The organism is Paenibacillus sp. FSL H7-0943 (genome assembly GCF_037963265.1).
Lineage (GTDB): Bacteria > Bacillota > Bacilli > Paenibacillales > Paenibacillaceae > Paenibacillus_AQ > Paenibacillus_AQ odorifer.
This window is the reverse complement of sequence record NZ_CP150148.1, coordinates 1,827,749-1,848,441: the sequence shown is the minus strand read 5'-3', so window position 1 is coordinate 1,848,441 and position 20,693 is coordinate 1,827,749. Positions and strand designations below refer to the sequence as shown.

General features: G+C 43.6%; 16 protein-coding genes. 4 read left to right on the top strand and 12 right to left on the bottom strand.

Annotation, left to right across the window (positions count from 1 at the left end; translation table 11 throughout):
- Positions 1–14: 14 nt before the first annotated feature.
- From NSQ55_RS08005 to NSQ55_RS07990, 4 genes are all read right to left on the bottom strand, one after another.
- Entirely contained in the window at positions 15–848 is an 834-nt protein-coding gene (locus NSQ55_RS08005; protein ID WP_076126321.1) for a carbohydrate ABC transporter permease, read from the bottom strand.
- A gap of 3 nt (positions 849–851) precedes the next feature.
- Positions 852–1,733, bottom strand: a complete 882-nt coding sequence (locus tag NSQ55_RS08000) for a sugar ABC transporter permease (protein ID WP_036675555.1) — start codon at positions 1,731–1,733, stop codon at positions 852–854.
- 136 nt (positions 1,734–1,869) lie between these two features.
- On the bottom strand, positions 1,870–3,237 hold the full coding sequence (locus tag NSQ55_RS07995) for an extracellular solute-binding protein (protein WP_076134055.1): 1,368 nt from the start codon (positions 3,235–3,237) through the stop codon (positions 1,870–1,872).
- 319 nt (positions 3,238–3,556) lie between these two features.
- Positions 3,557–4,336: a response regulator gene (locus NSQ55_RS07990; protein ID WP_076126317.1), complete on the bottom strand. Its 780-nt coding sequence runs from the start codon at positions 4,334–4,336 to the stop codon at positions 3,557–3,559.
- Between the two features lie 296 nt (positions 4,337–4,632).
- Here NSQ55_RS07990 and NSQ55_RS07985 point away from each other — a divergent pair, with 296 nt between their 5' ends.
- The 4 genes from NSQ55_RS07985 to NSQ55_RS07970 all read left to right on the top strand — a co-directional run bounded on the left by NSQ55_RS07985 (position 4,633) and on the right by NSQ55_RS07970 (position 9,399).
- On the top strand, positions 4,633–5,583 hold the full coding sequence (locus NSQ55_RS07985; RefSeq protein WP_076308695.1) for a 1,4-beta-xylanase: 951 nt from the start codon (positions 4,633–4,635) through the stop codon (positions 5,581–5,583).
- A 21-nt stretch (positions 5,584–5,604) separates the two neighbouring features.
- Positions 5,605–6,819, top strand: a complete 1,215-nt coding sequence (locus NSQ55_RS07980; protein WP_339172475.1) for an AGE family epimerase/isomerase — start codon at positions 5,605–5,607, stop codon at positions 6,817–6,819.
- Positions 6,819–7,991, top strand: coding sequence for a glycosidase (locus tag NSQ55_RS07975; RefSeq protein WP_339172473.1), 1,173 nt, complete (start codon positions 6,819–6,821; stop codon positions 7,989–7,991). Before NSQ55_RS07980 ends, NSQ55_RS07975 begins: the two co-directional genes overlap by 1 nt.
- A 505-nt stretch (positions 7,992–8,496) precedes the next feature.
- A complete protein-coding gene (locus tag NSQ55_RS07970) occupies positions 8,497–9,399 on the top strand; it encodes a manganese catalase family protein (protein ID WP_076126309.1) in 903 nt (300 codons plus the stop codon).
- Between the two features lie 62 nt (positions 9,400–9,461).
- Here NSQ55_RS07970 and NSQ55_RS07965 read toward each other — a convergent pair whose 3' ends face one another.
- From NSQ55_RS07965 to mltG, 8 genes are all read right to left on the bottom strand, one after another.
- Positions 9,462–10,022 (bottom strand): GNAT family protein, encoded by a 561-nt coding sequence (locus tag NSQ55_RS07965; RefSeq protein ID WP_076184714.1) that lies wholly within the window; start codon positions 10,020–10,022, stop codon positions 9,462–9,464.
- A 71-nt stretch (positions 10,023–10,093) separates the two neighbouring features.
- The gene (locus NSQ55_RS07960) at positions 10,094–11,158 is read right to left on the bottom strand and encodes a LacI family DNA-binding transcriptional regulator (protein ID WP_339172468.1); all 1,065 of its coding nucleotides are present in this window, start codon (positions 11,156–11,158) and stop codon (positions 10,094–10,096) included.
- A 45-nt stretch (positions 11,159–11,203) separates the two neighbouring features.
- The gene (locus NSQ55_RS07955; protein WP_339172465.1) at positions 11,204–12,514 is read right to left on the bottom strand and encodes an ABC transporter substrate-binding protein; all 1,311 of its coding nucleotides are present in this window, start codon (positions 12,512–12,514) and stop codon (positions 11,204–11,206) included.
- A 22-nt stretch (positions 12,515–12,536) separates the two neighbouring features.
- Complete coding sequence (locus tag NSQ55_RS07950; RefSeq protein ID WP_076308693.1) at positions 12,537–14,417, bottom strand: sensor histidine kinase; 1,881 nt, start codon at positions 14,415–14,417, stop codon at positions 12,537–12,539.
- A gap of 169 nt (positions 14,418–14,586) precedes the next feature.
- Positions 14,587–16,773 (bottom strand): methyl-accepting chemotaxis protein, encoded by a 2,187-nt coding sequence (locus NSQ55_RS07945; RefSeq protein ID WP_248547696.1) that lies wholly within the window; start codon positions 16,771–16,773, stop codon positions 14,587–14,589.
- 319 nt (positions 16,774–17,092) lie between these two features.
- The gene (locus NSQ55_RS07940) at positions 17,093–18,424 is read right to left on the bottom strand and encodes a U32 family peptidase (protein WP_036675585.1); all 1,332 of its coding nucleotides are present in this window, start codon (positions 18,422–18,424) and stop codon (positions 17,093–17,095) included.
- Between the two features lie 99 nt (positions 18,425–18,523).
- Positions 18,524–19,456 (bottom strand): peptidase U32 family protein, encoded by a 933-nt coding sequence (locus NSQ55_RS07935; protein ID WP_076126299.1) that lies wholly within the window; start codon positions 19,454–19,456, stop codon positions 18,524–18,526.
- A gap of 56 nt (positions 19,457–19,512) precedes the next feature.
- On the bottom strand, positions 19,513–20,562 hold the full coding sequence (mltG, locus tag NSQ55_RS07930; RefSeq protein ID WP_248547697.1) for an endolytic transglycosylase MltG: 1,050 nt from the start codon (positions 20,560–20,562) through the stop codon (positions 19,513–19,515).
- Between the last annotated feature and the right edge of the window lie 131 nt (positions 20,563–20,693).

The following is a 20,693-nucleotide window of genomic DNA, read 5'->3' as shown; positions in this document are numbered from 1 at the left end:
ATTTACTGTCGAGCTCACTTTACAGAACCTTGTGAAAAACCATTGTAGATATATTTTTGCAAGGCGGTAAACACAACCAATGTCGGTATAATTGCGATCATAATCGCCGCACATATTACTTCCCACTGCGATCCATATGGACCTTTAAACTTAAAGAGTGCTGTGGAGATCGTTTGCAGATCTGTTTTCGGCATATAAAGGAAAGGGGTGTAAAAATCGTTATAAATATTAACACCCTTCACGATCACTACAGTTACAATCGCCGGCTTCAACAGTGGCAAAATAATTCTCCAATAAATCGTCCAATAAGAAGCTCCGTCCAGCATCGCGGATTCATCCAGTGACTCGGAGATCGAATCCAAAAACTGCATGAAGATATAAACAGCGATAATATCCGTGCCCAAGTACATAACAATTGGTGCCCATCTGGTATTAAATAATCCTAAGTGATTGATGATTTGGAAAGTAGCTACTTGTGTAGTTACGCCTGGAATCAGGGTAGCAATCAGGAACATACTAATTAGGATCTTACTGCCTTTAAATTTGAAGCGCGATAAAATATAAGCCATCATCGAACCCGTCAACGTAGCACCCGCAATAGAAATCACAACGATAATGACAGTATTTTTAAAACCGAGCAGCATTTTTCCGTCTACAAAAGCCTTAGTGTAGTTGGAGAAATTCAACCAATTCTCTGGCAGCGTTAACGGTCCGGTAGAAGCATATTCGGCTCCGGTTTTTAATGAAGCGAAAAACACGACCACGATAGGTATCAAAGCTACAAGTGCTCCCAAAATCAAGGTGAGATATTTGAATATACTAGCAGTGGTATATTTTACAGAATGCATAGTTTATTTCTCCTCCTTGATCAGTACGCGCTGCAAAATAGTAACTATGATAACAATACCCAGCAATACCACGGCCATCGCCGATGCCAAACCAACCTTGCTGTATTTGAAAGCTACATCGACCGTCTGAATTACGAATGTACTACTTCCGTTAGATCCGCCTGTCATGACGTATGGAATTTCGAATACCCCAATGGCGCCACTAACCGCAAGAATCAAGTTCAATTGCAGAATACGTTTAATGCTTGGCAAAATAATATGCATAAACTGATGCCATCTGTTTGCACCGTCAATTTCAGCGGCCTCATAGATATCCTTACCAATAGAAGAAATAGCTCCGAGGAAAATCAGGAAGTTCATTCCCATGTATCTCCACAGTGACGCACCTGCGAGCGAGAAGTTGATCAAGTTAGGATTCAGAAGCCATTTCTGCTGCAGACTGCCAAGCCCAATCAGATTAAGAATCGTATCTAACGTTCCATCTGGTTTGAAAAAGAACAGGAAGATAAAACCGATTGCTACACCGTTTAGCAAGGTTGGGAAGAACAAAATCCCTTTAAACAAGTTTTTCATGCGAACACTAAAGCTCAAGATGGTTGCAAAATACAAGGCAAGTGCCATCTGAATAAAGGTGGTAAAGAAATAATACAAGCTGACCTTAAACACAGAAAAATACTCAGGTTTCGTAAAAATGGTCTTGTAGTTTTCTAAACCGACATATTCCATATTTTTGCTCAATCCATTCCAACTGGTGAAGCTGTACCGAAACATACTGATGACTGGATAATAAGCGAATGTGAGCAGCAACAATATCGGCACTAATGAGAATAAGATGATGATAGCGATTCTTTGATTTTTATAGCTCAAATTTGAAAACTTAAACACCCGATACACCTCCAGAAAAAGCATCCTCAATTATTTATGACTCGTTTAAATGTGAAGGGGGAAATGCTTGTTAGCATATCCCCTCCCACATTCACTACCGCCTAACCACCTATAGCATCTAAGAAGCTTATAGTTGTTACTGTGCTGTGACTTTAGCGCGAGCGGCTTTCCACTTGTCGTTCAGGTCTTTCATGATGTCATCATAGGATTCTTTTCTGTTGCCAATCGCTGCTTCAATAATCCGTTTCTTGAAGTCTGGCTGCCAAGCACCGATTTCAGCTTGTTTGTCGATTTCATCAGACCAGCCTTCTTCGCCAGCTTTAGCAGGAGCAAGAGTATCAAAGGTTACATCTGTACCTTCATATTGTTTCAGGATTTCTGGAAGCTCTGCACCGATAGCCGGGCTCATACCGCCGCCTTCAGTTGTAGGGTAGTTAGATTCGTTGATGAACCAATCCACCCAAGCTCTAGCAGCTTCTTTGTTTTTACTGTGCACGCTGACACCCAGATTGTAGTCCCCAGCAAGCGGCACAAGGATTTTATCCGCATTGGTTGGGAAAGGCATAAATCCAACATCGTCTGGATTTGTAGCCAGGCCTTTGATTTGGCCAATTGCCCAAGATCCAAGCACCATAGTCCCAATTTTTCCGTTGGCCAGATCAGCTTTGGAAGATTCCCAGTCTGTTGTAGTTGGATCTTCTTCAATCAAACCTTTTTGTGCTGCATCGTACAAAATTTTGTACAATTCATAGTGTGGTTGACCCGCTACATAGTTGTCGTCGCTAGCCACTTGAGCAATGTTCACATAATCACGGTCACCAGCTACTGTAGCCAGATCCGCTTCCCATTGTGTCAATGTCCAGCCTGCTGCGTAATTTGTGTAAAGAGGAACAGCTTGTGTTTTGTCTTTAATAGTCTGCAGAGCAGTCAAGAATTGTTCAGGGGTTTTGGGAACCTCTGTAATTCCGGCATCTTTGAAGACTTGTTTGTTATAGATAATCCCGTTAAAGTTGATAGTCATCGGAATACCATAGGCAACTCCGTCTACTGCACGTTCTTCCAGCCCTGTGTATTGTTTGCTCATTTCTTCAAGCTTGCCAAGGGGTTCGAAGAAATCAGGAATATCTTTTACAGCTATGCTAGTAGGTAACAAAAGAACGTCGCCATAATCACTAGTGCTCATACGAATTTTAATTTGATCTTCGTAAGTAGCGAGCGCTTCAAAGTTCACCTTTACATCAGGATATTTCTCATTAAATTTAGCCGCATACTCTTTGAATACGGTATCAACAATATCTGTTCTTTGCGTTATGACTGTGATATCCCCTTTGATATCCTTAGCTGCTGTACCATCAGCTGGAGCAGTTGCCTCTGCTGAAGAACCATTGTTTCCTGTGTTTTTAGCAGCTTCATTGTTAGTGTTGTTGTTTGAGGAACAACCGCTAAACAATCCCGCCACAAGTGTTAGTGCCATCAAGCCCATCATTGTTTTGCCTTTTTTCATGCTGTTACGACCCCTCTCTTCAATTCAACTCTAGTTTTAGGTAAATAACAAAAATAATAACTTTTATCATCACTCATAACTTGAAAGAGTAGCCATTAATACCGGATTATCTGAATTACTCTTGAAAACAAGTGATGATATCGCTTACAAACCCATTATAAATCTATTTTCGACGCAAAACGATGGTTTCAATTGCTTTTTCTGGTCTTGTATTTGTTATTTTTGTTTTACTTATAATAATTTTGTTATCTAATTTATAAAAACATCCACAAAAAAAGAGAGCTTTTCGCCCTCCTAATAAATAACTTCCTATATATGCCTAAAACTCACGTTCAATTTTCGGGAATTTACAGCCGCTTTTATAATCCTTAGGTGTCATACCACACATTTTCTTGAACAATTTATTAAAATATACCGGATCGCTATAACCCACCTTCTCGGCAATTTCATAATTTTTCAGGTCAGGATGCTCCATTAGCAGTTCCTTTGCTTTAGAAATTCTAATCCGAATCAGATAGTCTGTGATCGTCTGCCCCGTCTTTAATTTGAACAAACGGCTGAGATAACTCGCATTCATGCCCACCATCTCCGCTAGACGTTCAAGCTCGAAGTTCTGATCATACTCTCTCTCCAGAATACTTTTTGTCTGCTCAACTACATAATGTTCTCCACCATCCGCAGCTTGTGAGAAAATCTCCTCATGCTCCGTCACGGTCTTTTTCTTTACATCCTCTACTCTCTTAAGCAGTTCATATAGCTGAGTCTTATCAATCGGTTTAAGCAAATAATCCATCACCCCATGACGGATCGCTCGACGGGCATATTCAAATTCACTAAAACCGCTAAGGACAGCAATAGGGATATCCTCCATATGGTCTCTAGCCTGTTCAATCAGCTTAAAACCATCCATTCTAGGCATTTTGATATCTGTAATAAGCAGATCTATATCCTCCCGGGATAACTTTTCTAAATGTTCCCAGGCTTCCAACCCGTTGCCGTAAGATCCAATTACATGTACGTCTATTTCCATTCTGGATGTGATTTTTTCGAGCCCCCTGCGAATGACTTCCTCGTCGTCCGCAATCATAACATTTATCATTTGAGTAATTCCCTCCAGTTGTATCCGCCAGTTATTATGATTGCGCTATCATCACGAATAGTATCTCCCCATGTATTACGTCAATGTACGATTGCGCCCTTTTATAGTCTTATATTTACTATAACTAAAGTTATTCAAATTTCCCAGCTTCAACTACAAATTGTCCTTGAAATCATCTGCGAAAAAGTATATAACTAAATTAAGTTGTTATTATAAACTAACAAAACGATAATAACTATCTAACAAAATGAAGATTGCTAATTTTTCTATTTTTGTGTGTAAAGTGAGGATTCTCGATGATGTTAAACAACGAATACATTGCAGGCGTAACCTGGGGTTTCTCGGGTAGACGTGGTTCATGGACAACAGAAGAAGCTGAGTGTTCGCTGGAATTAATGTCCTCTGTCACCGGAGCGAACTGGACGGCCATTGCGCTCAGCGCGCTTCAAGCTACCGCTCATTCTACGGAAATTCCCTACTGGGAGGCTCCAACCGTTAGCGACGAAGAAGTGAAATGGGCTATCAGCAAAGCGAAGTCACTCCAGCTAAAAGTATGCCTGAAGCCGATTGTTAATTGTGCCGACGGAACTTGGCGTGCCCATATTAACTTTTTTGATAAGGATGTCCCTTGCGAGCCTAAATGGTCTGAGTGGTTCAGCTCTTATACTAAATTTATTCTGCACTATGCCGCTATCGCTGAGGAAACAGGCTGTGAAATGTTCTGTATTGGCTGTGAGCTTGTACAGACGGATAGACGCGAAGCCGAATGGCGTTCGCTTATTGCCGAGGTGCGGAAGGTCTACTCAGGTATTCTTACTTATAATTGCGATAAGTATCAGGAGGATAACGTAACCTGGTGGGATGCGCTCGATGTGATTTCTTCAAGTGGGTATTATCCAGCTAGTGATTGGGAGGCTCAGCTCGACCGGATTGAGCAAGTGGTGCGCTCACAGAATAAGCCGTTCTTTTTCATGGAAGCAGGTTGCCCAAGCCGGAGCGGGAGCGCTGCGATTCCCAATGATTGGACTTTAAAGGGCGAACCAAGTCAAGAAGAACAAAGTAAATTCTATCAGGCAATGTTTCAAGGCTGTGAGCACAGAGATTGGGTTCAGGGCTTTATGCTCTGGGATTGGCCTACTCATCTTTATCCAATTGAAGAAGCAGCACAGAATGATGATTACTGTATGTACGGTAAGCAAGCCGCTGGGATCATCAACGAATATTTCACCTCAAAAATCACCAAATAATGTGAGGAGTGACTGATTACAATGATTAATTCACCAGAATTATGGTTGACCCAACTTGAGGATGAGCTGAAGGATAATATTCTTAGTTTTTGGATGAAACAGACGAAGGACGAAGTGAACGGCGGTTTTATAGGTGAAATCGACAATCAGCTGAACATTACTCCTAACGCAGAGAAAAGCCTTGTGCTTAATGCCCGGATTCTTTGGTCCTTTGCGAGCGCTTACCGGATCTACGGTAAACCGGAATATCTGGCGATGGCAGAACGTGCTTATACCTATCTGATGGAACACTTCATTGATAAAGAGTATGGCGGATTATACTGGATGGTGGATGCTGAGGGCAGACCTTCTCAAGAGAAAAAGCAGATCTATGGCCAATCCTTTGCTATCTACGCACTGGCTGAATTCTACCATGCGACCGGACGTCCAGAGGTCTTAGAGGATGCGATTCAATTATTCCAGCTAGTTGAGAAATACGGCTATGATTCTATTTATAAAGGTTATGTCGAAGCTTTATCACGGGAATGGCAAATCACTGATAACCTCAGTCTCAGCAGCAAGGATATGAATGAAAAAAAATCTATGAATACCCATCTGCATGTTCTGGAAGCGTATACCGGTCTCTATCGAGTATGGAAGTCGGAGGAACTAAAGAGCACGCTAACTGAGCTAATCGAAACGATGCTGGATCATATCATTGATCAGGAAGGCCAGCATTTTCATCTTTTCTTAGATGAAGCATGGAATGTGAAATCAGATATTATCTCCTACGGACATGACATCGAAGGAAGCTGGCTGCTGGTGGAAGCTGCTGAAACCCTTGGAGAAGAGCAGCTGCTGCAGCGTGTGCGAACAGTAGCTGTCTCCATGGCAGAAGCCGTTCTTGCGGAAGGTATTGATAGCGATGGAGGGATATGGAATGAAGCTGACCCAAGCGGGCTGCTGAGCAAAGATAAAGATTGGTGGCCGCAAGCTGAGGCGGTTGTTGGATTCTATAATGCTTATCAGCTGACTGGTGACAGCAAATTTAATGAGGCTGCCCAAGCCTCCTGGACTTTTATCGATAAATACATGGTGGATCACAAGCTGGGTGAATGGTACTGGGGCGTGGACGAGAACCTTCAGCCCCTGCCTCACGGATCAAAGGTTAGCGCCTGGAAATGTCCTTATCATAACAGCAGAGCCTGCTTCGAAATGATCGCACGACTGAAATCAACTATAAAGGAGACTGTCTAATGTCATCATTATTCCAAGAACGCAAACAACAATTAACAGAACGTTATGAAGCCCTGATCGCTCGCAAGAACGAAAAGCTTCCTTATGGAAATGGTATTTATGACCGATATGCTCATCCACTGCTAACTGCTGAGCATGCGCCCTTAATCTGGCGTTATGATTTTAACCCAGATACCAACCCTTATTTTGCCGAAAGAATTGGCGTCAACGGCGTCTTCAACCCGGGTGCTATTGCACTGAATGGCAAATTCTATCTTGTTGCTCGCGTTGAAGGCAATGACCGAAAATCTTTTTTCGCTGTAGCAGAAAGCGACAATGGCGTAGACGGCTTCCGCTTCTGGGATCATCCAGTTGTGCTGCCGGAGACAGAAGTTCCTGATATCAACGTCTACGACATGCGCCTCGTAAGCCATGAAGATGGCTGGATCTACGGCCTCTTCTGTACAGAACGCAAAGATCCAGAAGCCCCACATGGTGACCTTTCTAGCGCAGTAGCACAGTGCGGTATTGTTCGCACCAAAGATCTGAAGACCTGGGAACGTCTGGCGGATCTCAAAACAGGCTCTGCTCAGCAGCGTAATGTCGTGCTCCACCCTGAATTTGTAGATGGAAAATACGCTTTCTACACTCGCCCACAAGATGGCTTTATCGATGCAGGTTCCGGTGGCGGTATTGGCTGGGGACTCTCGGATACAATTGAAGATGCCGTAATTACCAGCGAGACTATCATGGACGAACGCTACTACCATACCATCAAGGAAGTTAAAAATGGCCAAGGTCCAGCTCCAATCAAAACTGCAAAAGGCTGGCTGCATATTGCTCATGGTGTACGCAACACAGCTGCTGGACTCCGATACGTGCTATATGCTTTCTTATCTGACCTGGATGAGCCAAACAAAGTTACTCATTCACCTGGCGGTCATTTCATCGCACCAGACGGTGAAGAACGTGTCGGTGATGTCTCCAATGTCGTGTTCTGTAATGGCGTGATTGCACGTGATAACGGTGAAATCTATATTTACTACGCCTCCTCCGACACTCGTATCCATGTGGCTACAACTACCGTTGACCAAATGTTAGATTATGTGCTGAACACTCCAGAGGATCCCCTTCGTTCTTATGCTTGTGTACAGCAACGTATTGCTCTTATTGATCGTAATTTAGCATTGTAAAAAAAGTTCATAAACCCTAAAAATCAACAGAGCAGCGATTCTCCTATATTAGGAGGATCGCTGCTCTGCGTTTTGATCATTCACTGTTTGCTTCAAGCGAATATCAATCATCCAGAATAACTTAAGGACTCAGATGACGCTATTCACATGTATTTAGCCTTCAAAGTAAGTTTTCGGACTCCAGGGGCGCTATTCCCTGAAAAGAGTCCCATTTGGGGCGTTTTCTAGGCCGATAGCTGCGCTGGAGTCCGTTAGCATTGTAAATATCGGATAATACTGCATATAGGGTCTGCTGTGTCCGTTAGCGGGTTACTATGCGTATTTGATTGCGTATTTGATTGTGGTTTTAATTGCGTATTTGATAGTATTTGCCGTTTGCCTTTTCGACACAAAAAGCCTTTTACATGACGCACATCCATACTTTTCAGCCCATTCATGAGTAATTCCTATAGATTAAGCTCAAAATAGGTCAGTAACCCCTAACTCCAAGGAGGCTGAGATATTAATGTTCAAACGTATGGATGAAATCATGATTGAGATTCCTGAAGTTGAGAAGCCCGATCCCAATGCTGCTGCCGCTGTTCAGGAATTACTTGGCGGAAAGTTCGGAGAAATGTCGACCCTTAACAATTACCTCTTTCAATCCTTTAATTTCCGTTCAAAAGACAAACTGAAGCCTTTTTATGATTTGGTGATGAGCATAACAGCGGAAGAGCTTGGCCATGTCGAGCTGGTTTCGCATGCCATCAACAAATGTCTTCGAGGGTCAACAAGTTATAAAGAGCCCGATTCCACCCCTCTAGGGTCCGCAAAAGATGCGCGTCTATCCTATCACTTTCTGGCTGGTGCACAAGGGGCTATGCCTTTTGATTCAACGGGGAACCCGTGGACCGGAGCAAACGTCTTTAATAGCGGCAACCTAGTGGAAGATCTGCTACATAACTTCTTCCTCGAATGCGGAGCCAGAACACATAAAATGAAGGTCTACGAAATGACAGACCATCCAGCTGCACGCGCTGTAGTCGGATTCCTTTTAGTCCGTGGTGGTGTCCACGTGGTCGCTTATGCCAAAGCCATCGAAGTGGCAACAGGTGTTAATGTAACTAAGCTCGTGCCGATTCCTTCGTTAAATAATAAATCATTCAGCGAAGCAAAAAAATATGAAGAAAAAGGCGTGCATACCAAGCTATACACCTGGAGTGAAAGTGACTTCGGCGCCATCGATCAGATTTGGAAGGGAACCCACCCAGAGGATAATCTTCCGCTTGAAGTTATTCAAGGATCCCCTAAAGGCTTTCCGATCCCCGTTGCTCCGGCAGTCGAAGAGGAATTCGCTCCCGGAATCTCCCCCGAAGACTTTAAAGAAATTGCCAAACGCCTCAAAATGGCTGGAAACATTACAGACTAATATTCATAGTGAATCTGGTGAGGAAGTTACTTACAATCTTCCTTACCCTAGATTCACTTTTTTTAATTGTACAAACTGCGGAACTCATCCTCAAGCATGGACATCAGAATCATGTTATGAAACTCTCCGTCTACATAAAGAGCATCCCGCTCCACACCGTCGCGTTGAAAACCAAGCTTCTCATAGACATGAACGGCTCTGGGGTTAAAAGTATATACACCGAGATGGATGCGATGCAGCTTCATAGTTTCAAAGCCATATCGTAGCATTTGAGTCATAGCTTCAGTCCCGTAACCCTTACCCCGATGTTCATGCCCACAAATGCCGATCCGGATATTTGCACTACGATTGTCCGGATCTATTTCATTTAGTACCACTTCTCCAATGAGCTCACCCGTGTCCTTTACTATAATCATAAGATCTACACGATCCTCGGCTGGAACACTAATCTTACGAATCCAAGCTGCCGTTTGCTCACGAGAGAAATCTCCTTGCGATCCTGTTAATTGCCCCATCTCAACATCAAGCAAAAAATTATAATAAGCCTCCAGATCGGATGCTTGCACACCACGTAGTTGAATCTGTTCGCCATCAATCTTTGGGATGGCAACTGGTTCTGTCATAACTAAATTCCCCCTTACTCAAGCAAAACTAGATTCCATGGCTTTTATATACTTTTTAAATCAACAAGGTTCTAGTCTCGCGGCTTATCCACGGAATCACGATGAACAATGTCCGCTGCGATAAGGATTTTCTCAAGCGGTGCAGAAGGATTATGAATACGGCTCAGAAGTTTCTCCACTGCGGCTCGGCCCATCGCTTCTTTAGGAACATGAACAGTTGTAAGCGGTGGAACGCCTCTTAAGGCATCCTCAATATTATCAAAGCCAGTAACCGAGATATCCTCCGGAATATTAAACCCTTCTTCCTTGAGGATGTCACTGACCGAAAGGGCTGTGGAGTCGTTAGCGCAAACCAAGGCTGTCGGGAGTGTTCTGGCTTTTTTACGCTTATTCACCCAGTTTTTAAAATCCTCCTGAAATAAGTCTTCCTCCACCCCTTCCAGAAAAAGATTCGCATCATCTTCCAAAGGCAGTCTTATTCCGCTCTCCTCCAGCGCACTCCGGAAGCCAATCCACCGGTCGCGGAAACTGCGTGAGAATCCAATATTGCCGATAAAATGCATTTGGGTATGGCCTGTGCCCATCAAATGATTCGTAAGTCGAGCCATAGAATCCACATTATTCGCAAACACGGTATCACTTGGAATTAGCGGATCTTCATGGTCAATCAACACCATCGGCAAACCAATACGGTGTACCTCAAGCAGCAAGGAAGTAGAGATTTGGCCCACACCTATCAAACCAAGGATTCCATTGGGATTCAAAATATTAACGAAATTATCCGCACGGTTCTCGGAGATAATGACCATCCCAAGCCCTTCCTGATCCAGCGCAATCGCAATACCATCCACAATTTTTCCCCAATACAAGGAATCCTGCGTCTGAGAACGAATATTCGGCATTAACACCAGCACGGATTGCTTATTCCGATCCCCGCCACCTACCGGAGGCGTGCGTTTTATACCTTGGACAAAAGCATTTTTTTGCGTAAAATAACCCAGCTGCGATGCCGCTTGAATCACTCGTTCTCTTGTCGTCTCATTAACGCCGCCTTTACCCGAAAGTGACTTGGAGACAACGAATTTGGATACGCCGAGATGATCAGCGATTTTTTGCATGGTGACCTTTTTAGCCATATATAACCCTCCAGAGAATGTCATCAAATTTATGTAGTACTAACTTTAAGGCTGAGAAGTTTGTGGCGCTCCTGCCCGCGCTTCCTTCCATTTTGCATTTAATTCGTCAAAAGCCTTTTGTAAATCAGGCGCAGCCAGTAACTCCTGAATATAATCTCCGGACCAAAAGGACATTTTGGCTCTATTCGCCAGCTCGATGAACGCATCACTTTGTACAGTAGCATCGAGTAGCTTAGGCTTATAAGATAAAAACTCACGATACTGCGACATAGAGGGATTCAAGCTTCCATCTGCCGGAAGGAATCCCCAATCATCTCGATAGGAAGTCTCCTTCACAAAAAAATTCAACCACGCCATAGCAAGCTCTTTGTTCTTGGTATATTTACTAACCCCCATGAACCAATCTGGATTGATCGGCGCATAATGAGCGCTGCCATTATCATACGGAAACGGGAAGAATCCAATATCATCCGGGGCAGCCCCCACATCAAGGACTTGTCCAATCGTCCAATTTCCCAGTAAATACATCCCTGCTTGACCTTTAGCTAGCTTAGTCTTCGATATCTCCCAATTGTTCGAGAATAGTTCATCTTCAACATAGCCTTTACCAATTAAGGTTCGAGCAATGGAGATTGATTTCCCCCACTCATTATCAAGCTGCCACGGGCTATCCTCATTTACCATATTATTTAGATACTCTGGATTACCTGTCATATAGTTAACCAGACTGTTTCCCCATTCACGTAAAGGCCAGACGGCTCCATAATTCATATATAGGGGGATAATACCCGCTTGTTTTAATTTCGCACAAGCTTCGTAGAATTCATCCAGCGTCTTAGGAACAGTAGCTATTCCTGCTTTTTCGAATGCCTTTTTATTATAGACAATCCCAACCGTAGTAGTCCCCGTGGACAGCCCATATCGTTTCCCGTTATACGTAGCAAAAGAGGTGAACCTCTCACTAGCGGCGGTTTCTTCATCCAGCGGCTCGAAAAAATAATCCAGTTCCTTTGACGGAAGATTCACCGGAAGCAACAGTACATCACCGGCATCTTTCGTGGATAGCCGTACCAGAATATCCGTTGCATAATTGGACAAGCCTTCAAATTCCACATTGGCTTCGGGGTATCTCTGTTTAAATTGGTCCGCGTATGCTTGAAAAGTTCCGTTCTCAATCAGATCTATTCGATTGGTCATCATGACTATGGTGCCGGACAAGTCAGACTTCACCTCGTCTCCAACTGGAGGCGGAGTGGATTCCGTCTGCTTATTGTTATTGGCACAGCTACTACTCAATAACACTAAGAGAAGTAACAGTATGGTCCGCATAGTCCATTCTAATTTCAACCCCTTCAACGGACAGCCCCCTCTTATTTCGTTACTCAGGTAAGCTAATTAATTCCTGCTCCAGTAATGGCAGCGACAAAATAACATCGGTCCCTCGTCCAAGCTCACTATATACCTGGATCCCAAATGCCGCTCCATAATGAAGACGCACTCGCTGTTGTACATTTTTCATGCCTATCCCCCCGTTAATGCTTTTCTTAGGAGGACTTTCGTTCTGCAGCCCATCATTCAATTTCTCCAAAGTCTTCTCATCCATTCCGATCCCGTCGTCTTTAATATGAAACAACAGCATTTGCTCTGTAATCTCGCAGCGGATGCTTAAATGCATTTGCGGCTTATTATCATCTAAGCCATGGTAAGCTGCATTCTCAATGATAGGCTGGAAGACCAGCTTGATAATAGAGTAATTATCTAACGACTTCGGCACATCGATATCCAGTAAAAAACGGTTAGGATAACGATAGTTCAGCAGCTCGACGTAATTACGCACATATCCAAGCTCTTGCTTCAATGTCGTATTGCCACTCAGATCGCTTGTACTGTACCGTAGCAGTTTGCCCAGAATAGAGATCATATCCGCAGCTTCGACATCATCATTCAGCTCGGCGGTCATTCGGATGGACTCCAGTGTGTTATAGATAAAATGAGGATTGATTTGACTCTGCAGCGCATGAAGCTCTGCTTCCTTTTTCTGTTCTTCTATGCGGTAAATATCCTGAATTAGCTGCCTGATTCGGGCTAACATACGATTAAATTGATGCCCCAGCAGACCAATTTCGTCACGCCGTTTAACTCTGAACATCACATCCAGATCGCCGCCCTGAACTTTTTTCATCAATTGAATCATTTGAGTCAGCGATTTAGTAAGGGCAACGGAAAGAATAATCGAAATAATTAACGCTAGTACTATGATACTTAATGTAGCAGCAAGTGTTGTATTACGGGTCAGCTTCACATCACGCATCAGTACATCAACAGGAATAGAGATAATTACCTTCCAATTGGTTTTGGTAGAGCCAGAGTAAATATTCAACCGCTCTTTTCCGTTGACTGTATCATAAAAGCTTCCAGAAATGCCTCCAACTCTTTTGAACAAGTCTGAATCAGAAATATCTGTGGCCAGCAGCTTCTTGTCGCTGTCGTAGATGACCATTCCCTTCTCATCCACAATCAACGACTTCCCATGGGTGACTTTATCCAGCTCCTTAACTTGATTCTCCAAATTGCTAATATTTGCTTCAACCGCAATCAGCCCGATTGGATTTAACAAGCCATCCACGATTTTGCGAACAACGGTAAAAGCATATCGGGTGCTCTGCAGATTACTTGTATACGCTTGAGTACCGAACAATAATGCTTCTCCGCTGGAATCCTTAGTCTGCTGGCTCCAGTATTTATAGCTTTGTTCGAGATCAAGTCGTACGCCACCATCCTTCGCAGAATAATAACCATTTCCGTAAGCGTCAAAAATATAAACTGAGTTCGCACCTCGCTTAATATTGTTAATAAACGAAATGTTACCCTCTATCCCCCGTTGAATGGACAACAGAAGATCAAAATCACCGGGCGACAAAGCAGCACTCCCAGTTGCGCCTCCCATAATCTTTTTCTGCTCATGGTAGTTGTTCGAACGTATTAAATTCTGTTTGATATCATTCACATAGGCGGGCATAGATGAAATACGCTTCATATCTTCGATATAATCGTCTACTCCATCCATCATTTGATCGATTAATTTCTCAGAATAAGCAATGGTGTTCCCCTGAATAGATTCTGAGTAGCTCTTGAAGGTAAATACACTGATGAAGGATAGCGGGAGGGTAATGATAATTAAAAAGACGAGGAGCAGCTTGCGTTCCATGCTCATGTCCCCGATAACGGACCACCAGCCAGAGATGCGTCTACCTTTCATTTGGTCCTTCTCCTTAATACTTTTTACCTAACTTGTTATTAAATTATAACAAATACCTAACAAAGTTATTATACGGTGTAGTTCTTCATTACACAACAACAAACCGCCTCTTCATGTTGAAGAAGCGGTTTTGTTAGGTAAACAATTTAGAAATTAGTGATGAATCCACTCATTTTATAGTGAATAATGACAGCTTGTCCTTCAATTGACCTGAAGCACTTTCCAGCTTGCCAGATAATGAAACGAGTTGATCACTTACATTTTGCTGTTCATTACTGAGTGAAGCTACTTCTTGGGAAGTTGCTGAAGATTGCTCAGCTACGGCGCTAACGTTCCCCATAGCCTCTGACAACACACCTTGCGAATGATTCAGACTGCTGATCGCTGTCGTCACCGATTCCAGGCTTGTTATGAATTCATCCATCTGTCCTTTTACGGACAGGAAGATATCACTTGTACTCTTCACGGAGCTTACTTGTTCTTTAAACAGTGGTGCTACTTCGGATAATACAGCTTCCGTTTCGTTCATTTCCGCCATGATCTTATCCGTAATTCCAGCAACAAGGGCAATAGATTGTTTCGATTGGTCAGCAAGCTGCCGCACTTCACCCGCAACTACCATGAAGCCCTTACCAGCTTCTCCTGCACGAGCGGCTTCTATTGTTGCATTTAACGATAAGATATTCGTCTGTTGCGTGATACTCTTCATCACATCCAACACCTTAATTACGGAGAATACTGTCTCCTTCAGGTGGTTGACACGTTCGACAAGTGCACTTGTTTTTTCTCCAGTGCGGCTAGTCTGATCCAGCAGGTCAGTTAATTGCTTAGCGCCTTGAGCACTAGCTTCACCAACCCCACGTGCTGCTTCATCCATCTCAGTGTTGGCATATATTACAGTCTGCATTTGCGTAGCAATCACATCTGTTAGCTCATTACCTCGTTCAGCTTCAAGCGCCAGACTGCCTGCCCCACCGGCAATTTCCTCCGTAGCGGCTGCGATTTCCTTCGCAGAAATAGCTGTCTTCCGTGAGGCTTCACCAAGCTCACCAGCGGTCTCCAGCACATCCCGAGCGGTTTCTGTCGTTTGCGATACAAGCTCAGTAATACGCTCCATCATCACGTTAAAGGAAGCTGATAGCTGGCCAATTTCATCTTTAGAAACATATTCTGTACGTACACTTAGATCACCACCTGCACCTTGTACCATAAGATCCTTCAAGCGTGCTAGAGGGCGAGCAATCATACGCACCATCCAGATCCCGATTACTATGGCTAGCAGAGCCGCACCAGCAGCCGCAATAAAAGTAGTCAACAGAATCGGACGTGCTTCTTTTACTAGCTCATCTGTTGGGACTACCCCTGCCAACTTCCAATCCGCCCGGATCATTGGATTAAAGACAGCAAGGATTTCTTTCCCGTTTGTATCCTTCTCATCCAAGCTTTTGTTATCCTTTTTACTTGCCTGAATAAAAGCGAACTCTGAAGGTTTACCATCGTCTTTTGAATCCGAAGAAGCTACTACGGTTCCATCAGGAGTGACAAGTTGAATTCGAGAGCCATCTCCCAGCTGTACACTTGCGAATGATTCCTCCAGCAATGTATTCTTCAACACAAGGATGACTATGTATCCTGTACCTGAGCCCAGGGTTTTGAGAGATCTTGCCATAGCAATATTTTTGTCTCCATCACCTTGAACAGCTGTCGAGAACCATATGTTCTTGGCTGCATCACCATCACCTTTAGAATAGTAGGATTCATAAGATGCAGTGTTGTCGACAATCTTCTTATACCATTCTTGTTCTCTTATGTTATCTAACTTAATGCCGCCACTGCCACTTGTAACAATATCTTGATCAGGCGACTCCGGGATCAAAGAAACACTAAGAATATTAGAATCCGTTGTAATCTGACTGGATAACTTTTTACTTACTGCGCTTGTAGCTTCAAATTTCTCATAGGAAGATTGTGCAGTCACTAAAGACTTCAAATCTTCTTGCATCTGCGCATCAAAATAAAGCTGTAAAGCCAAGTTCTCGTACTGTTTCAAAGTAATATCTAACTTTTCTGAGGTCTGAATAATAGTCTGACGGTAGGCTTCCGATACGTTGTTCTTAATTGTCTTCTTGGCTTTTGAATAAGATAGCAGTCCAAGTGCCATTACCACAATTACAATTGCACACAAAAATATCAGGAATATCTTCACGCCAACAGATTCCATAGGATTAACTCTTTTGATCTGTCCACGCAAATCTATCCCATTCTTCAAATTAAACTTAGGTGTCTTAACTGCCCCTTCAATCTTGCTTGTTTCCTTGTTTCCTGTGATCGCCGATTTCTTATTCTTTTTATTCATGCTAAACCTTCTCTCATTATGCTTTTCACTAATACTATCTTGATCAGGATCCCCCATCTTGATCACCTACCCGCTAATATTAGAATACGCATGAAAGCGTTAACCAATATATATATCGGCGTATTAGGTCTTTTTCCTTAGCTTTACGAGACTTTTTTTACAACTTTTAACCTATGTATGTTTAAACATAATAAATAGCTTGCTGCACCTCCTCTCTTGGAGATATTTGTTAATCCCTAATATATATAACTTATTGTTTGCTTTGTCAAAAAGAAAAACAGGGAGGCTCTTGGATGACCAAAGGCTTCCCTGTTTTTTATTAAAACTTCTTCTTACGCATCATATCAAAGTATGCAACCGGTTGATCTACCTTCATGCGAATAGGTTGCAGTGGATGACGGGCGGCATCAAGCGAATTGCCTTTCTCATCCCATATTTCACCAACCGTTTGCTTGAAGAACGTATCGTTAGGTCCAAAGAATTCTACTTCCTGACCTGGCTTAAAGTGATTGCGCTGTTGAACTAGTGCCGTACCACTTTCAGCATCGTATTCAATTACAAGTCCGGCAAAATCATACGGAGCTGCTTTTTCTTCAGGCTCATAGATATGATCTTCATGATCCGGAGTATCATAGAAGAATCCTGTGTTTAGCGGACGGTTAGCGGCTTTATTAAGCTCATCCAGCCATTCCTGCTTCAATTCATACCCTTCCGGATCTGCCATATAAGCATCAATGGCTTTACGATATGCATTAACGACAGTAGCCACATAGTGGATTGACTTCATTCGCCCTTCGATCTTGAAGCTGTCGATGCCCACTTCAATCAGTTCAGGTATACTTTCCAGCATACACAAATCCTTAGAGCCCATGGAGAAGGGATTATCTCCTTGCTGATGCAGTGGAATCTGAGTTACCCCTGGAAGCAAAGGAGCTGGAGATTTCGCTTCAGCCTGCTCTTCCTCAGACACCCAAGTCCCTTCCGGACGTGCATCCTCAAACAAATCATATTTCCAGCGGCAAGACTGGCAACAGCCCCCGCGATTGGAATCACGGTCGGTGAAATGGTTGGACAATACACAACGACCCGAATACGAGGAACACATTGCACCATGGATGAAGCTTTCGATTTCAATGTCGACATGTTTTTTAATCTCAGCGATCTCTTCCAGGCTTGTCTCACGGCCCAAAACAACACGCGGAAGCCCCTCTTCCTTCCAGAAGGACACCGCTTGCCAGTTCAACGTAGACTGCTGTGTACTCAAATGCACTTCAAGACCAGGCACTAACCGGCGTGCTGTATCTACAATGATTGGATCAGCTACGATAATAGCAGCAATGCCAGCTTCATATAAGTTACGCAGGTATTCTTCAATTCCCGCGACATCTTCATTGTGAGCATAAATGTTTGTTGCAACAAATACCTTAGCGCCATATTTCTTGGCGAATTCAACACCTTCGCGCATTTCCTCGAAGCTGAAATTATCTGCGCCGGAACGCAAGCCGTATTGTTGTCCTCCGATATAAACAGCATCCGCACCATAGTGTACTGCGAACTTCAATTTTTCCAAATTACCAGCCGGAGCGAGGAGCTCCGGTTTGTCCAGACGGTAACGTTTGCCCTTATATTGCGGCTTTGTCATGGTTCCCATTCCTGTTCTCCCCTCCATCGCCCACAAAGCTAAGTCACATGCTATAAATGCTGTACCTAATCTTCGTGGGGACCTATAACCTCTTTATTTTTATCAAACTTAATATACTTGCTCTTTATAGAAAAATCCGAAGCTTAACTCCCGTTCAGGGTCCTGCACCGTTCTGATTACATCCATCCATTCCTCATTGAAGGCATAACCTTCCGGATCAGCCGCATAAAGATCTATAGCTTTACGATAAGTCTTCACAACCGTTACATTATACGCTATCGATTTCAAGAGTCCCTCAATCTTAAGGCTGTGTATACCTGCAGCCATCAGAATATGCAGATCCTCCAAAATACAAATATCATCCGAGCTCATAATATGAGTGCCGTTCTCGTCTTCATAAATCGGGAATTTCTGGTCATCTCGTTCTTCTTCAATCAGAAATAGTCCGCGTTCCTTCCCGAGACTTCCTCCATCACTAGGACGGCCTTGATGTGACATATAGCTTTCAACAAGCTTCCGCTTGGAATGGTATATATTGGTCATTCCATGAACCTGCACCTGTGCCTCAATCTCCAAAAGCGGAACCATTTCCGTCATTTCATCCATATTCAGCTCACGGGCCAGCACAACGCGAGAAGCCCCCTTGCGTCCCCAATAATTCGCGGTCGCATAGTTGGTGGAAGTCATTTCCGCATTCCAGTGCAGCTTCATTGCTGGCGCTTCTTTCTTCACTGTGGTTAACACTGCTGGATCCCCGAATTCAACACCATCAATGCCAAGCTCACCTAAAGCCTTCACATAGGCAGGAAGCTCATCCAGCAGACGGTTGGACATCAGCCCACCCAAGCTTGCATACACTTTGCAGCCTCGCGAATGTGCCATTTCTACGACAGTCGCTGTATCCTCCAGAGAGAAATGTCCAGCAAGCCGCATCCCGAAACGGTCATCCCCAATGAGCAACGCATCTGCTCCGGCATCCAGCAGAGCAGCAGCTTCCTCCAAGGACGCTGCCGTCACCAGCAATTCCGGTTTGTTAGTCATGTTGTACCTCCTACTTGTACAGTTATTTCAACCGCACCACTCTTCATTTTAATAGTTTATTTCGATTCTTGCTTACTTTTTTCGATATTGGCTAAATGTTCCTTGTAGGTCTTAGCAAATAAATGGCCCTGTGTACCATCTTTTTTGGTCACATAGAAGTAATATTCAGAAGCTTCTGGTTCGAGTGCCGCTTGAATGGACTCCAGCCCCGGATTACTAATAGGTCCCGGAGGAAGTCCAATATTCTTATACGTATTATATGGACTATCAACTTCCAAATCTTTATACAAAAGTCTTTCCTTCTGCTTATTGAGTAAATATTGAACGGTAGCGTCGATCTCCAGCTTCTGCTCTTTCTTTAGGCGGTTATAAATAACACCAGCCACAAGCGGACGTTCACTATCCACCACAACTTCCCGCTCAACCAGCGAGGCTACGGTCAACAGTTCATGCAGAGACAATCCACGCGTTTCTAGCTTTTGCTGCCAGTTAGGAATCGTATCTAGCTTCTTCTGGAACTGATCCAAAAGTGCTTCTACAACTTCCTGGGGCGTGCTATCTTTGGCCAGTTCATAGGTTTCGGGGAATAAATATCCTTCGAGACGGTGGCGTAGATTCTTATCCTGCGGGATACCCAGAATATCAATCCCCTTCAAACCTGCACCAGTATCCATAATTTCAAGAAAAGTAGCCGCATCCTGATTCCAGGCTTCAGCGAGCTTCTTAGCGATCTGCTCAGCAGTATATCCTTCGGGGATAGTAAAGACCACAGTTTCTTCCTTAACTACATCACCTGCATTTAATCTTGCAATGAGTTCATCATAGCTGTCACCGGGCTTAGCGATATAAGTACCTGCTTTGAAGCTAGAGCCTTCTTTAGTCCATTTCAAATATCCCTTAAAAAAAAGACTCTTACGGATAATGCCATTTTGCTCAAGCAGATCAGCAATCTCCGCACTTCCCATGCCCTTCTCTATCGTAAATGTTACAGCAGGACCTGCAGGCTCTACCGGCTGCATCCCGTTCCAAATGTACCATGCGCCCCCACCTCCTGCTGCTACCAGCAAAAGAATAATGATTAACACAGTACGGATTGCGGATTTCAAGTCTGGTTCCTCACTTTCCGACTATAAAGTATAAAAGTGTATTGCCTAAAATTCAATATATATTTCCTTAGATTGATGTATATAGGATATTGCTCGCATTTCAAGCAAAAAGAGCGCGGAATTCTCCGCCC